Annotated in this window: 11 protein-coding genes and 1 pseudogene; 6 read left to right on the top strand and 6 right to left on the bottom strand. The window is 68.7% G+C overall.

Annotation, left to right across the window (positions count from 1 at the left end):
* Nucleotides 1-576 precede the first annotated feature (576 nt).
* Nucleotides 577-993, bottom strand: a pseudogene (locus tag FFK22_RS12615) (MucR family transcriptional regulator); the annotation flags it as partial.
* A gap of 559 nt (nt 994-1552) precedes the next feature.
* Between FFK22_RS12615 and FFK22_RS12610 the strand changes: the two are divergent.
* The 5 genes from FFK22_RS12610 (at nt 1553) to FFK22_RS12590 (ending at nt 6925) form a co-directional block, all read left to right on the top strand.
* Entirely contained in the window at nt 1553-2167 is a 615-nt protein-coding gene (locus FFK22_RS12610) for a hypothetical protein (RefSeq protein WP_138889950.1), read from the top strand.
* A 127-nt stretch (nt 2168-2294) separates the two neighbouring features.
* Nucleotides 2295-3818 carry a sugar ABC transporter ATP-binding protein gene (locus FFK22_RS12605; RefSeq protein WP_138889949.1) on the top strand — a complete coding sequence of 508 codons (1524 nt, stop codon included), beginning with the start codon at nt 2295-2297 and terminating at the stop codon, nt 3816-3818.
* Nucleotides 3818-4807: an ABC transporter permease gene (locus FFK22_RS12600; RefSeq protein ID WP_138889948.1), complete on the top strand. Its 990-nt coding sequence runs from the start codon at nt 3818-3820 to the stop codon at nt 4805-4807. The genes FFK22_RS12605 and FFK22_RS12600 overlap by 1 nt, the downstream gene beginning before the upstream one ends.
* Before the next feature lie 12 nt (nt 4808-4819).
* Nucleotides 4820-5764: an ABC transporter permease gene (locus FFK22_RS12595; RefSeq protein ID WP_138889947.1), complete on the top strand. Its 945-nt coding sequence runs from the start codon at nt 4820-4822 to the stop codon at nt 5762-5764.
* A gap of 54 nt (nt 5765-5818) precedes the next feature.
* A complete protein-coding gene (locus FFK22_RS12590; RefSeq protein ID WP_138889946.1) occupies nt 5819-6925 on the top strand; it encodes a substrate-binding domain-containing protein in 1107 nt (368 codons plus the stop codon).
* Between the two features lie 155 nt (nt 6926-7080).
* On the opposite strand, the gene FFK22_RS12585 is transcribed toward FFK22_RS12590, so the two are convergent.
* From FFK22_RS12585 to FFK22_RS12570, 5 genes are all read right to left on the bottom strand, one after another.
* Nucleotides 7081-9081 (bottom strand): VWA domain-containing protein, encoded by a 2001-nt coding sequence (locus FFK22_RS12585; RefSeq protein WP_186002439.1) that lies wholly within the window; start codon nt 9079-9081, stop codon nt 7081-7083.
* Nucleotides 9078-9803 (bottom strand): hypothetical protein, encoded by a 726-nt coding sequence (locus tag FFK22_RS42900; protein WP_186002438.1) that lies wholly within the window; start codon nt 9801-9803, stop codon nt 9078-9080. The genes FFK22_RS12585 and FFK22_RS42900 overlap by 4 nt, the downstream gene beginning before the upstream one ends.
* Nucleotides 9804-9841: 38 nt before the next feature.
* The gene (locus FFK22_RS12580) at nt 9842-11818 is read right to left on the bottom strand and encodes a hypothetical protein (protein WP_138889944.1); all 1977 of its coding nucleotides are present in this window, start codon (nt 11816-11818) and stop codon (nt 9842-9844) included.
* Between the two features lie 207 nt (nt 11819-12025).
* A complete protein-coding gene (locus FFK22_RS12575) occupies nt 12026-12460 on the bottom strand; it encodes an RbsD/FucU family protein (RefSeq protein ID WP_138889943.1) in 435 nt (144 codons plus the stop codon).
* A 31-nt stretch (nt 12461-12491) separates the two neighbouring features.
* The gene (locus tag FFK22_RS12570) at nt 12492-13481 is read right to left on the bottom strand and encodes an aldo/keto reductase (protein ID WP_138889942.1); all 990 of its coding nucleotides are present in this window, start codon (nt 13479-13481) and stop codon (nt 12492-12494) included.
* 153 nt (nt 13482-13634) lie between these two features.
* On the opposite strand from FFK22_RS12570, the gene FFK22_RS12565 reads away from it, so the two are divergent.
* Nucleotides 13635-14573: an aminotransferase class IV gene (locus FFK22_RS12565; RefSeq protein WP_138889941.1), complete on the top strand. Its 939-nt coding sequence runs from the start codon at nt 13635-13637 to the stop codon at nt 14571-14573.
* Nucleotides 14574-14592 lie beyond the last annotated feature (19 nt).

Here is a 14592-nt window from a genome sequence, read left to right as displayed (position 1 = left end):
CTCCCCACGCGCGCGAGTCGATCCTTCAGCTTCGCAAGCTGGAAGCCGAGCGAACGCTCGTGCGGTGGTGCCGTTCTCGGCAGATAGGCGCCGCCTCTCCGGAGACTGGCGCGCAAGTGGTGCGCAACATCCGCTAACGCCATGATGTTGCGTGCCCTTAGCTGCATAGGTTTGCTAGCGTATGCGCCTGTTTTTGCTCGAAGAACCTTGCGTTCGGGATGTAGCGCGCCAAGTTGAAGCACTTCATTGATCCAGCGCCCTAAGAGAAGATGCCGGGCCCCGCCTGAGGTCCGGTATTGGAGCCGCCTTGGTGGTGAGGCATGTCCGCTTCTGAGAAGCCCGGCAGGCCGCTGAATGTCAGGAATGGGGACAAACCGGAAGCACCGCGCGGGTCAGGACACGCCAATCATGGGCCGGCGGAGGTGATAATCGCGACCTCCGGAGCGGTGTCTCTCGGCACCGGCGCTCGTGGTCATGCCCGCGAGCGCCGGATCTAGACTCTCAGCTAGCCTTGCGGCTGCGGCGGGTCTGCGGGGCAGTCGGCTGCGGGGCCGGCGCGGCGGCTTGTACCAGACGACGCGTCCCGAGCCCGATCGTCTTCGCCAATGCGCTGCGCTGGTTGGCGTAGTTCGGCGCGACCATCGGGTAGTCGGCGGGCAGTCCCCAACGCTCCCGGTACTCGTCCGGCGTGAGGTTGTAGGCGGTCTTCAGATGCCGCTTGAGCATCTTCAGCTTCCTGCCGTCCTCGAGGCAGACGATGTAGTCGGGCGTGATCGACTTCTTGATCGGCACGGCCGGCTGCGGCCGCTCCTGCATCGGCTCGACAGGTTTCCCGAGGCCGCTGAGGGCGCTGTAGACCTGATCGATCAGTGCCGGCAGGTCGTTTGTCGCAACATTATTGTGAGCCACATGCGCAGCAACGATCTGCACGGTCAGCTTTCGCGTCTTGTCCGCCGCTCCCTGCTGCAGCCCGAGGGAAGTCTCCTCCGCCATTTCTGTTCTCCTTGAGAATCAACGAGCGACTGTTGTCGCAGCCACTCAGCGAGTCCAGGACTTTCAGAAGCTCTTACAGTTTATTCACGCCCGAGCCGCCTCTGTCGCGTACAACAGCGACGATCACGCGGATCATTTATCGTGAGGTCGACACCACACTGTCGGGCAGTTTTCCGATGCGCTGGAGATCCGCGAGGACGGAGCGCAAGGGTGGCCAGGGGAACTCGTCATCGTCGAATCGGGACTGACCGGCGGAGAGAACCATGGCGAGTTTCGCGGCGGCACCGGCCAAGCTGCCCGCGCGCGTTTGCCAGATGGTCTCGGTAAGGGCGTCCCAGCGATCCCAAGCGAGGTCGACACGCTCCTCCACCTGACCGAGACCGATCGCACTTGCCGCCATCTCCCAGCGGCGACGGTGCGCTTCGAACTCGGGCGGAGCTCCTCCGTTCCAGGCAGATCCTCGAGCAACTCGTCGATCTCGGCGGGTTCACAGGCCGAGACTGGTTCGATTTTGCCCGGCACCGGTACGAGAACGCGCGGCATGCCGACGGTGCGAAGCATGACGCCCTCCTTCTTCTGCCAGTCGTCCTGCCAGGCATCCAGTTCTGCATGGAGAGCCCGCCATTCGTGGAAGAGGTCGAGGACGGGATCAGAGCTGGCGCCACGGCGCTGGGCGTCGGCCGCGCCGATCGGCAGGAACTATCACTACGACTTCGTCGTTCGGGGCCTACGATTTCATGGCAGCACGGGCACGAAGAACCGAGCAGCGGCACAGCAGGTCGAAGCTGCAAAGCGCATAGAGGCGGCGATCGGCGCGATCCGGCGCCGGCCGATGACCATGAACGAAGCGGCGGAGCGGTTCTATCAGGAGATCGCTCAGCACCAGGCGTCCGGCGACGACGTCGACCGGTGGCTCGCGCGGCTGGTGAAGCGCGTCGAACCGGGAAGGCTGCTGTCCGAGATCGACGACGATCTGGTCGCGAGGATCGTAGGGGAGCGCCGCGTGGACAGGGCCCGCAACAAGAAGGCGCCGGTCTCCCCAGGGACGGTGAACCGGGAAGTCCCGGCATGGTCCCGACCGGTGTTCCGGTCGTGTTCCCAGGTGACCGATCGGGTTCCAAATTCCTTGAAGGAGCGGCCTCCGGAGGTGGTGGCAATAAGGCCGCTTTCGTGATCTGATCATCAGACAATTAGGAGACAACTTGCCGCGCGTCGCGCTCCAGCACACCGGCGGTTTTCAGAAGCGGATCGACAGGGACGGGAAACGCCACCCATGGCGATGAGGATAAAGGGCGCCGACCATGGATGAGCGCGCCAAGCCCCCGGTCGTCGAGCTGGCGGGCATCTCCAAATCCTTCGCCGGGCTGACGGTGCTCCGGGATATCGGCTTCGACGTGCGCCCCGGGGAGGTGCACGCCCTTCTCGGCGAGAACGGCGCCGGCAAGTCGACGCTGATCAAGATCCTCGCCGGCGTGCACCGGCCGGACACCGGGGAGTTGCGCGTCGACGGCAGGCCGGCGAGCTTCTCCTCGCCGCGCGAAGCGCAGCAGGCCGGTATCGCCACGGTCTACCAGGAGTTGCTGCTGTTCCCCGAGCTCACGGTGGCCGAGAACATCTTCCTCGGCCATGCGCCGCGCCGGTCCTGGGGTGGGCTCGACTGGGAGACGATGCGGATCAGAGCGCGCGAGCTGCTCGATTCGCTCGACAGCCACGACCTCGACGTCGATGTCCGGGTGGGCAGCCTTTCCGTCGCCAACCGCCAGCGGGTCGAGATCGCCAAGGCGCTGTCCTGGAACGCCCGCCTCGTCATCATGGACGAGCCGACGGCGGCGCTGGCGGACGCCGACGTCAAGCGGCTGATGGACGTGGTGCGCCGGTTGCGCGGCCAGGGCGTCGGCATCGTCTATGTCAGCCACCGCATGGCGGAGATCTTCGCCCTCGCCGACCGGGTCACCGTGCTGCGGGACGGGGCCCTGATCGGCACCCGGCCGATCGGCGAGGTCGACGAGAAGACGCTGGTGTCGATGATGGTCGGCCGCTCGATCGAACAGCTGTTTCCCAAGGGCGAGGCGGCGATCGGGCCGACCGTGCTCGAGCTGCGCAACGTCTCGTACAACACAACGGTGCAGGACATCTCGCTGTCGCTGCATGCCGGCGAGATCCTGGGCATCGCAGGGCTGGTCGGCTCGGGCCGCACCGAACTGGCGCTCACCGTCTTCGGCATCACCCCGGCCACGGCGGGGGAGATCCTGCTCGACGGGAAGCCGGTGGCGATCGGCGGGCCGGGCCAGGCACGCGACCTGGGCATCGCCTATGTGCCGGAGGACCGGGGACTGCAGGGCCTGATCCGGCCGCAGACGGTGCGCGAGAACGTGTCGCTGGCCGTTCTCGGCCGCATCGCCAAGGCCTCGATCGTGGACCTGCGGCGCGAAAGCGCCCTCGCCCGCGACGCCATCAAGCGCTTCGGCATCCGCACCCGCGGGCCGGAGCAGGCGGTCCGCCAGCTTTCCGGTGGCAACCAGCAGAAGGTGGTGCTGGCGAAATGGCTGGCCACCGAGCCGCGCATCCTGATCCTCGACGAGCCGACGCGCGGCATCGATGTGGGCGCCAAGGCCGAGGTGCATGCCCTGATCAGCGGGCTCGCCGCCCAGGGCCTCGCCATCCTGCTGATCTCGAGTGAGCTCCCCGAGGTGCTGGGCATGAGCGACCGTGTCCTGGTCATGAGCGGCGGGCGCATCGCCGCCACCTTCGACCGGGCGGAGGCGACGCCCGATGCGGTCGGCGCCGCCATGACGCGATCCGGCGACCCGGCGGAGGCGGCCTGATGACCACGATCACGGCCGCGGCCCGCTCATCGGCCCGGAGCGGACGGCTCGGTCGCTTCCTCGGAGCCTATGGCCAGGAACTGGTCATCCTGGGCGCCCTGGTCGCACTCTTCGTCGTGGTCGGCGCGGTCAACCCGCGCTTCCTCAGCGACACCAACCTGACCAGCATCTTCTCGAGCAACGCCTATATCGCGGTGGCCGCGCTCGGCATGTCCCTGGTGATCATCTCGGGTCATATCGACGTGTCGGTCGGCTCGCTGATCGGCGTGCTCGCGACACTCTCCGGCACGCTCGCGGTCGGCGGCTATCCGGTCTGGGTCGCCTGGACCGCGCCGATCCTCGCCGGCGTGGTGGTCAACGCCTTCGTCGGCGGCCTCGTCGCCTACGCCCGCATCCCGTCGATCGTGGTGACGCTCGGCATGCTGTCGATCCTCAAGGGCGGCCTGATCAGCGTCACCGACGGCGCCTGGATCACCAACCTGCCGGCCGACTACCTGATCGCCCAGAAGCGCCTCTTCGGCCTGCCGTTGCCGATCTACTTCATGGTCGTGCTGACGCTCCTCACCGCCTTCTGGATGCGCTATTCGGCCTTCGGCCGGTCGATCTATGCCATCGGCGGCAATGCCGAGGCGGCGCGGGCGACCGGCATCCGGATCGAGACAACGACCGTCGCCGTCTTCGCCATTCACGGCGTCTTCGCCGGCATCACCGCCGTGCTGTTCGCGACCCAGCTCCAGGTCATCCAGTCGACCGTGCCGCCCAATCTCGAGCTCACGGTCATCACCGCATCGGTCATCGGCGGGGTGTCGATCCTGGGCGGCATGGGCACGGTGATCGGCTCGACTCTTGCCGCCCTCCTGTTCGCGACCATCGGCTCGGCGCTGATCTTCCTCAACGTGTCGGCCTACTGGCTCCGCGCCGTGCTCGGCCTCCTCATCCTCGTCACGGTGCTCGCCGACATGGTGCGGCGCCGGCGCGTCGCGATCTGAGGAGGGGCGCCGGTGTCGCTGCGTTTCCTCCTCCGGCACGAGACGATCCTCGCCATCCTCGTCGCCATCGCCCTCGCCCTTCTGGCCACCCAGTCGGACCGCTTCTTCACCCTCGATAACCTGCTGAACCAGGGCCGGCTGATGGCCGAGGTCGGGCTTGTCGCGCTGGCCATGACCTTCGTCATCGTCACCGGCGGCATCGACCTGTCGGTCGGTTCGATCCTCGGACTCTGCGCCATCCTGCTCGGCGTGTTCTGGAAGACCCTCGGCCTGCCGCTGCCCGCGGCGATGGCCCTGGCGCTGGTGGTCGGCGCCGTGGCGGGGCTGGTCAACGGCCTGATCATCACCCGCTTCCGGGTGCCGCCGCTGATCGCCACCCTGGCCACCCTCGCCCTCTATCGCGGCCTGGCCGAGGGCATCAGCCAGGCGCGCTCGGTGCGCGGCTATCCGGACTGGTTCTTCGGCCTCGGCCAGGGCGAGGCGCTCGGCGTCCCCTCGCAGCTCTGGATCCTGCTGGCCGTCACGGTGGCCGCCGCCGTGATCCTCGGCCTTACCACCTTCGGCCGCTCGACCTATTCGGTCGGCGCCAACGAGACCGCCGCCCGCTTCTCGGGCATCGGCGTCGACCGCACCAAGCTCCTGATCTACACCGGCTCGGGCCTGATGGCCGGGCTCGCCGCCGTGGTCTTCGTGTCGCGGGTGTCGACCACGCGCTCGGACATGGGCACGGGGCTGGAGCTCGACGTCATCACCGCCGTCGTCCTCGGCGGCACCAGCATCTTCGGCGGACGCGGCACGGTCATCGGCACGGTGCTCGGCCTTATCCTGATGCAGGCCATCAAGAACGGCCTGTCCCTGGCCGGGGTGAAGGGCGACGGCACCATCGTCGTGATCGGCGTGGTGCTGATCCTCGCCATTCTCATCGGCAACCTGTTCCGCCGCGACGGCGACGGCTGACCAAGAAATGCGGGCCTCGCCGGAGTCCGGCCCGCCAACAGTGGAGGAGATGACATGAGGCGGACGACTTGGGCCCTTGCATTCGGCGTGCTGCTTGCCGCCGGTGCGGCGCGGGCGGAATCGGCCTGGACCGGCGGGGACGACCTGCCGACCAGCCCGCTGGCCTGCGATGCGACGGCCGCCGCGGCCGCGGCGAAGCCCTATGACGGCGGGGTCCCGACCGGCGCGCCGGACCGCGCCGGCAAGAAGATCACTGTGGTCGACATTCCGAAGCTGATCGGCATCGGCTATTTCAACGCGACCTCGAAGGGCATCGCCGACGCGGCGAAGGAGCTCGGCAACGTCAGCGCCAAGACCGACGGCCCGACCAAGGCCAATATCGACGAGCAGATCACCTTCATCGACAACACCATCACCAGCGGCGTCGACGGCATCCTGTTCGCCGCCAACGACCCGGTCGCGATCGCGCCGGTGCTGAAGAAGGCCCTGTCGAAGGGCATCAACGTCGTCGGCTACGACGCCAATTCGACGCCGGACGCCCGCCAGTGGTTCGTCAACCAGGCGGAGTTCAACGGCATCGCCAAATCGCTGATCGACAACCTGGCGAAGGAGATCGGTGAGGACGGCTCCTTCGCCATCGTCACCTCGACCTTCACCACGCCGAACCAGGCGCGCTGGATCGCCGAGATGGCGGCCTATGCCGAGAAGTGCCACCCGAAGCTGAAGTGGCTGGAGACGGTCGAGGCCCAGGAAGACAACATCCTGTCCTTCAACCAGGCGACGACGCTGATCAACAAGCATGGCGACGAGCTCAAGGGCATCGTCGGTATGACCAGCGTGGCGACGCCGGCCTCGGCCGAGGCCGTCACCCAGGCCGGCAAATGCGGCTCGATCGCCGTGGTCGGCCTGGCCACGCCCAACGCCATGAAGCCCTATGTGGCGAAGGACTGCGTCAAGTCGGTGGTGCTGTGGAACCCCGTCGACCTGGGCTACGCCGCCATGTACGTGCTGCGGGCCGTGGCCGACGGCACGCTCAAGCCCGGCGCGACCTCGGTGAAGGCGGGCAAGCTGGGCGATCTCACCGTCGTCAACGGCAGCGAGATCCTGCTCGGAGCGCCCTTCGTCTTCACCAAGGAGAACATCGACAAATTCGACTTCTGACGTCGCCGAGGTTTGAGGACCATAGGAGGGCGATCTGTCTGCGTCGGAGCGGGGCTCGATCCCCCGCTCCGATGTGGTGGCCGCATCGGCGCCGGCGTCCAGCTCATGACCACGGCCGGCATGGAACATCCGGCTGCAACCCAGACGGGACCTCGCTACTTTCCTTCGGCCAAGGTCATCTCGAGCAGCTTCTCGTCCCCGGCGGCAAGGTCGACCATCGCCTCGGCGCGTCGATCGTCGTCGGCCACCGCGGCAACATGCCAGCGACCGGCCGGCAGGATGGTTTCCAGGGATTGGCTGCTGCCGCCGGAGAACGCTGCGGGGCCGAGGCTTCCATCGGCGGCGACGGGATGGAACTCGAAGACGATATTTGCCGGCGGAGCCGCGCCCTCCTCCGGCAGCGCCGACACGCCGAGACGCCCGGCCAGAAGGTCGAGCCGCACCGTCTCCTCGGTGTCCGGCGCGACCACCAGGTCCCGCTCGGCTGTCGCCACCCCGCTCTTCACCGCGATGTGCCAGCGGCCGGGCAGCAGCGGCACGGTCGGGTTGGCGACGGGCTGGTCCTGCATCAGCGCCGTTCCCGGGGCGATGCCGATGGTGTCCACCGCCGTGACGGTCCAGCTGGTGTCGCGCCAGTCGCTGAAGGGATCGATGCCCGGGCCGAGGGCGGCGGTCAGAATCCGGCTGCCGGTCGGAACCACGATGCGCGCCTCCCGCTGCGCGCCTTCCTCGATCTCGACGTCCCGAAAGACGGTGGTGCCGGCAACGGCGAGCTCGACCCGGTAGCGGCCGGAGGGCAGGACGAAAAGCGGCGCCGCCTCCTGGACCGCCTCGGCCGCAGCGGTGCCGTCCGGCGCCAGGGCGCGCCAGGCCAGGCCGCGCCAATCCGTCAGCGGCTCGCCGTCTTCCGCCAGCGCGGCCGACAGCTTCAGCTCGCCCAACCGCAGGCTGAGCGCGAGATCGAGCGGATGACCGGCGGCCACTGTTACCTCCTGATCCGACCGCCGCCCCTGATGCTCCACCCCGAGGCGGTAGCGCCCGGCCGCCAGCAGCAGCGCCGGCCGTGCCACCGCCGGCACCTCGACCGCCGCCTGGCCGTCCAGCGGCGCCAGGGTCCAGCGCAGCCCCTCGGCGATCGGCTCGGCGCCCTTGTACGGCACCGCCTGCGCCTTGAGGCGCCCCGCCGCCAACGGCACCTCGATCCGGGCCGCATCGCCGGCAAGCTCGACATCGCGATGCGCTTCGACATTGCCGACCGCGGCCGCGATGGCGTAGCGGCCCGCCGGCACCGTCAGCTCGACCAGGCTGGTCCGGCCCTCGTAGCGGACGGGCTCGGGGCCCTCGCCGCCGGTGACGCGCCAGTCGAGCGCGATATCGGAAACCGGGCCTTCGCCCGGAATGACGGCGACGATGCCGACCCGCGCCGTCTTCACCGGCTCGGGCGCCTCGACGGGCGCGGGTGCCGACTCGGCCTGGGGCGGCACGGGCTCCGGCGCGGGGGCGGTCGCCGCGCGCGCGGCGGTGTCGAGGGTGGCCAGCAGGCTGTCGGCATCGGCCGCGGTGCGATAGTCACCACCGCCGGCCGAGGCGATGCAGGACAGCTGCTGCTCGTCCTTCGCCTCGACGGCGAAGCCGATGACGCGGATCGACAGGGCCGCATCGGCGGCCCGCAGGGCGGCGGCCACGCCGCAAGGGTCGGGGTGACAGGTCTCGATCCCGTCGGTCACCAGGATGATGGTGCCGCCGCCACCGGCGGCCTGCAGCATGCCGGCGGCCTGCTGCAGCGAGGCGGCGAGCGGGGTCTTGCCGCGGGCGCGCAGCGTGGCGAGCCGCCGGCCCAGCGCCGCCGTGTCGGGCGGGCCGATCGGCGACAGTACCTCGATGTCGCTGCAGTCGCTGCTGCGGCGATGGCCATAGGCGAGGAGGCCGACCGGCGCGGCCGCGGGCCAGTGCGCCAGCATCTCGCCCAGCACGCCGCGCGCCGCGTCGAGCCGCGGGACGCCACCGATTGCGGCGCTCATGCTGCCGGAGGCATCGACGACGATGACGGTCGGCCGCGGCGCTTCCGCCCATGCGGCCGCGGCGAAGGGCAGGAGCGATGCGAGCAGCAGGAGGCTCCGCCACCCCACCCTCCGGACCGGCGCGGCGCCGGTCATGGCGGCGAGAACCGGAACGCGGCGTCGTCGACCTCCGGGCCGGCAACCGGATCGAGGGTCGTCAGGCTGCGGTTGATGCCGCCGCCGCCCAGCGGCGTATCCTGGAGAATCCTGCGGATCAGCAGGCTGTCCCGGTCGATCCATAGCGTGGCGGGATATTCGCTCGACACGTAGCTGGTGCCGTATTTCTCGCGGACGATGCCGCTGAGCTTGATGTGGTCGCGTCCATCGATCCGCTCGCTGCCGTCGAGCCGCAGATCCTCCAGGCTGTGCAGCGGGCCCTGCAGCCCCGCCGATCCGAACAGCAGCCCGGGGATGAGGACCGCCGTGCCCTTGGTCGGCAGCGAGGCCACGGCGAAGGCGTCGATGCCCTTGCCCTGGGGATAGACGTCATGGACCTTGGTCGTCAGCCACCAGCTGTTGAACTCCGCCCCCTCGCACCAGATGACGAAGCGATCGGCCCCGGCGTCGGGATCCTCGTTGAACTCGAAATAGAACTGCCGCGGCCGCTTGAGCGCGGTCTTGAAGCGGTGCCGCTCGCGGATCTCCACCGCGGTGCCGGAGCCGTATTCGGTGACGATCTCGCCGCTGTCGCTGTAGGTGCCGAGCGCGTCATAGGCGGCGACGACGCGCTGCCACAGCTGGTCGGCGTCTGTTTCCGCCCGGCCCGCGGGCGCGGCCAGCAGGACCGCCAAGGCTGCCAGGACGACCAGTATCCGCATCGCACCCCCCAAGACCATCCGGACCGGAACGGCGTCCCTCAGCAGGACGGGTTGCAGGCCTTGACCGACAGATTGTAGACGCCCGTAGCCTCGTCGCCCGGCTTGCGGCGCTCGAACTGCCGGGCGATCGTCATGGTGGTGCCGGAGCGCTGCACGGTGAACTCCGCCGGCCCATCATTCATCGCCCGGAGCATCAGGAACTGCGCGCCTTTGAACGGCAGAGCATAGTCCTGCAGGGTGATCCGCATAGAGAGGACCGGCAGCATCAGGACCAGCACCTTTGTGCGCGCGTCGTCGAAATCGACCGCCGCCGGCAGCACCTCGAGCCGCAGCGTGTCGCCCCGCAGGTCGCCGCGGACCGGCACGCGGAAGAAGTTCGGCGTGAAGCCCAGCCGCACGAGCGGGCCGCCCTGGTCGAGGATCGTGGTCAGCGGGTTCAGGCTCGCGATGTCCTGTCCTAGGATCTTCTTGTCCTTCAGCCGCTGCGTCTCGTTCAGCACCTTGATGTCGCCGAGGCCCATCGGATCCTGGCGCACGGCCTTCAGGACGGTGCCCTGGGCCAGCTCCGGGAACAGCACCGGGATGGCGTTGTCCCAGGACCGGAACGACATCGCGTTGCCCATGATCTCGCCGGTCAGCGCGATCGCATCGCCCTTCGCATCCTTCGGATAGCGCAGGATCAGGTCGCCTTTGATCTCGACGGTGTAGGTCCAGTAGAGCTTGGCGTACTGGCGGAACTCCGCGGTCATCTTGCCGGTGACCGGCCCCTGGAAGGTCTGGCAGTAGCGCTCGAACATGCGGCTGATCATGAAGGCGCTCATCGCATAGGCCATCTTGTTGACCCCGCCCGCGAATTCGACCTTGTAATGGCTCTTGGCCGCATCTTGCCGCAGCGGCGCGAAGGTGGTGATGCCCTTCCACGAGGTCTCGACCGCCTCGGTGCCGGCCTTGGTGCGCTTGACCGCCGGGATCATGCTCACCAGCTTCGTCGGCAAATTCTCCTTCCCCCAATCGATGAAATAGTTGACGGGCTTGGTCAGCAGGCCGAGGAAGAAGTCGACCGCCTTGAGGCCGTTGATCGCGACGTCGAGCTGGTCGCACAGGAGGTTCTTGCGCGTCACCTCGGCCAGCACCGCGGAGGCGCGGGCGTTCGCGCGCTTGGCGACGGCGTGCCAGGTCTTGAGGGGAACCGACAGCCCCATGGTCGCGACCCGCATCTCCGACGCGACGGATTGCAGCGTCACCAGATGGCCCACGCCGTTCACCCATTCCGGCGATCTGCCCTGGTCGCGCAACGCCTTCATGGCACCTTGCAGCTCGGCCAGCTTCGCCTTCGCCTCATCCTTGGCCGGGCTGGCGGGAAGGTCGTCGAACTTGCCGGCGAGCGCGTCGATGATCGCCCCCGTCGTCTCGGTCAGCTGCTCCGCCTCGGCCTCGATCCCGTGCTTGTCGGCCTCGTCCTTCTTGGCGCAGTCGGGCTCGTCGACCAGGTCGCTGAGGTCGGCGACCTCGAAGCTGCTCTCGCCCGTCTGCCCCTGCTCGGGGTCGCGGACCTCGACCTCATGGGTGCCGATCGTCTTCGGTGTGAACTCGGTTTCGAAGCTGCCGTCGACATCGGCGACAACGTCGATCACAGTCGGCGGCAGGGCCTCCATCGGACCGACGAAGACGAAGTTGGCCGGGCAGTCATTGTCGGGGATCTCCTCCGGCGCCTCGGTCCCGTCCGGCGGCTTGATCGTCTGCGGCGGGGTGACCGTGATCTGCAGCGGCTTGCCGTAGAGGCCGAGCGGCGTCATCCCCCGCAGGATCACCGGATAGCCGGGGACGGTGGTCAGTTCGTCGAGTTCGGGGAGCCCCGTCACCTCGCCCGTCAGGCCCTGGGCGACGACCTCGACGAAGATGCCGGGCTGGCCCGGCGGCCCGGCCGCCTCCGCCGTGCCGGCATGAACGACCCCGATCGCCAGGCCTGCCATCCACAGGGCCAGCGCGCGCAGCAGGCAAGGACGGACGACCACCCTCCCCTCCATCCCAACGCATTGACGCGGCATGCCTCGGAATGCGGATCCCGGGCCGCAGCTTAGCCGTAAGTATTTAACATAATATTGTAGAGCTTGGCACTTGCGGACACGTCAGAACGCGAAGCGTGCTCCATACGCGCCAAGCCGCCTTCGATGGCCCACGCTCCGCTCGCTGACGATCGGCGGACCGCGTCCCGCGAGTGTCTATGGCAGCGGGACGGTCCCTTTCCGGATGATCACATTGCCGTAGAACAGGCGCTCCCCGGTCGCGATCACGAGGAAGGCAGTCTTCGCCCGCTCGTAGAACCGGAAGCGCTCGAGCAGCGTCAGTTGGACGCCACCACCCGATGCTCCGGCGAGAGCGTCGCGGATCAGCGTGTGGGCCGGCATCACCATCGCCGGTTCGCCGATCACCTCCATCCCCATCACCGGGTCGGGTTCGGACTCGTCGATCGGCAGCACACTGAGCACCGCCTTGAGCATGCGCTCCAGGCCCGCGGCTTCCGCCCGCACCAGCCGCCGGGCCACGGTCTCGGCCGGGAAGCTGCCATCGGCGATCACCAGCTCGTCGCCATGCCCCATGGCCCGCAGGCCGTGCAGGATGTCCGGGCCGAGGATGGGGTCGATGCCGATCAGCATGTCGCGGCTCCTTCGTATCGGTCGTTGCAGATCATGGCGTCGGTGCCGCCGGGGCGATCAGCCCTTCGGCGCGCAGCTCGGCCCAGAGATCGGCCGGGATGGGGTGGCGGAACAGGGCCTCGTTCTCCGCCAGCTCGGCCGGGTTGCGGGCTCCGGTCAGGATCGAGGCGACGGCCGGATGCGCTGCCGGGAACTGGATCGCCGCGGCCTTCAGCGGCACGCCGTGGCGCCGGCACACCGCGTCCAGCGCCTGCGCCCTGGCGATCAGCGCCGGGTCGGCGTCCTGGTAGTTGAACTTCGCTCCCGCGGCCGGGTTGGCCAGGATGCCGCTGTTGTAGACGCCGCCGATGATCACGCCGATGCCGCGCGCCTGGCACAGCGGCATGAAGTCGTCGAGCGACCGCTGCTCCAGCAGCGTGTATCGGCCGGCCAGCAGGAAGCAGTCGAACACCCCGTCGCGAGCGAAGCGGGCCAGCATCTCCGCCTGGTTCATGCCGGCCCCGACCGCGCCGATCACCCCGTCGGCCCGCAATTTGTCGAGCGCGCGATAGGCGCCGGCAATGGCGGCGTCGTAATGGTCGTCCGGGTCGTGGATGTGCAGCACGTCGACGCGGTCGACGCCCAGCCGCTCCAGGCTTTCCTCCAGCGACCGCATCACGCCGTCATAGCTGAAGTCGAACACCGGCCGCTCCGGCGGCGTGCCCTTGTAGAACGCATCCTCCTGCGCCTCGGGCTGCAGCGGCACCCGCAGCAGCCGACCGACCTTGGTCGCCAGCACGTAGCTGTCGCGCGGCTTGCCGGCCAGGAAGCGGCCCAGCCGCTGCTCCGACAGGCCGTTGCCGTATTGCGGCGCGGTGTCGAAGAAGCGCAGGCCGAGGTCCCAGGCGCTCGCGATCGTCTCCTCAGCCAGCGCATCGCTGACCGGCTCGTAGAGGCCGCCGAGCGGCGCCGTGCCGAGGCCGAGCCGGGTGACCCGCAGCCCCGTCGGGCCGAGCCCCACCCTATCCGTCGCTGAAACCATTCTCGCTTCCCCGTTCTGCGGCTGCCGTGTCTCGCTGAAGATTGCAGCGGCGATTTCCGAAGGTCAAAGAAAAATTCGTATACGAAATTTCTCATTGCCAATCAGACATTCGTTGCGCATGCTGCACGGCAATCGGATGACAACGGGGCGGACATGACGGGGACGGATTTCTCGGCCGGGGCGGCTTTCGTCGGCGGCGCCTATGTGCCGGCGGCCGAGGCGAAGATCTCGGTGCTGGACTGGGGCTTCACCCGGTCGGACGTCACTTACGACGTGGTCCATGTGCGCGACGGCGGCTTCTTCCGCCTGGCCGACCATCTCGACCGGTTCGAGCGGTCCCTGGCCGGCATGCGGCTGGCGCCGCCGCATAGCCGGGCGGAGATCGCGCAGATCCTGGCCCGCTGCGTCGCCCTGTCCGGCCTGCGCGATGCCTATGTCGCCATGATCTGCACCCGGGGCCGGCCGCGCATCTTCGGGTCGCGCCGGCCGGCCGATTGCGACAACAGCTTCATCGCCTATGCCATCCCCTGGATCGACGTGATCCCGGCGGCGGTGCAGGCGCGCGGGGCCCATCTGCACATCGCCTCGATCCCGCGCGTCGCCAGCGCCTCGGTCGATCCGACGATCAAGAATTACCAATGGGGCGACCTGACCCGCGGCCTGCTGGAAGCGCATGACCAGGGCGCCGACACCGCCGTGCTGCTGGACGCCGAGGGCTTCGTCACCGAGGGGCCGGGCTTCAACGTCTTCGTGGTGCGCGACGGTGCGGTGCTGACGCCGGACCGCGGATCGCTGGAGGGCATCACCCGCCGTTCGGTGCTGGAGCTGTGCGCCGAGATCGGCCTGCCCGCCCGGATCGCGCCGCTGCGGCGCGAGGACCTGCTGCAGGCGGACGAGATGTTCTGCACCACCACCGCCGGCGGCGTCATGCCGGTGTCGCGGGTCGACGGCCACATCATGGCCAACGACCGGCCGGGGCCGGTCAGCGCCCGGCTGAAGGCGCTGTACTGGGAGAAGCATGCGGCCGGCTGGCACCGCACGTCGGTGGACTATGCCGACCCGGACCGCCCGCTGGGCGGTCCCGTGGTCTGACGTCAAGAACGAATGAACA

This window comes from Mycobacterium sp. KBS0706, from assembly GCF_005938675.2.
In the GTDB taxonomy this organism is placed as follows: Bacteria; Pseudomonadota; Alphaproteobacteria; order DSM-16000; family Inquilinaceae; genus Inquilinus.
This window is presented reverse-complemented; position numbering and strand designations above follow the sequence as displayed.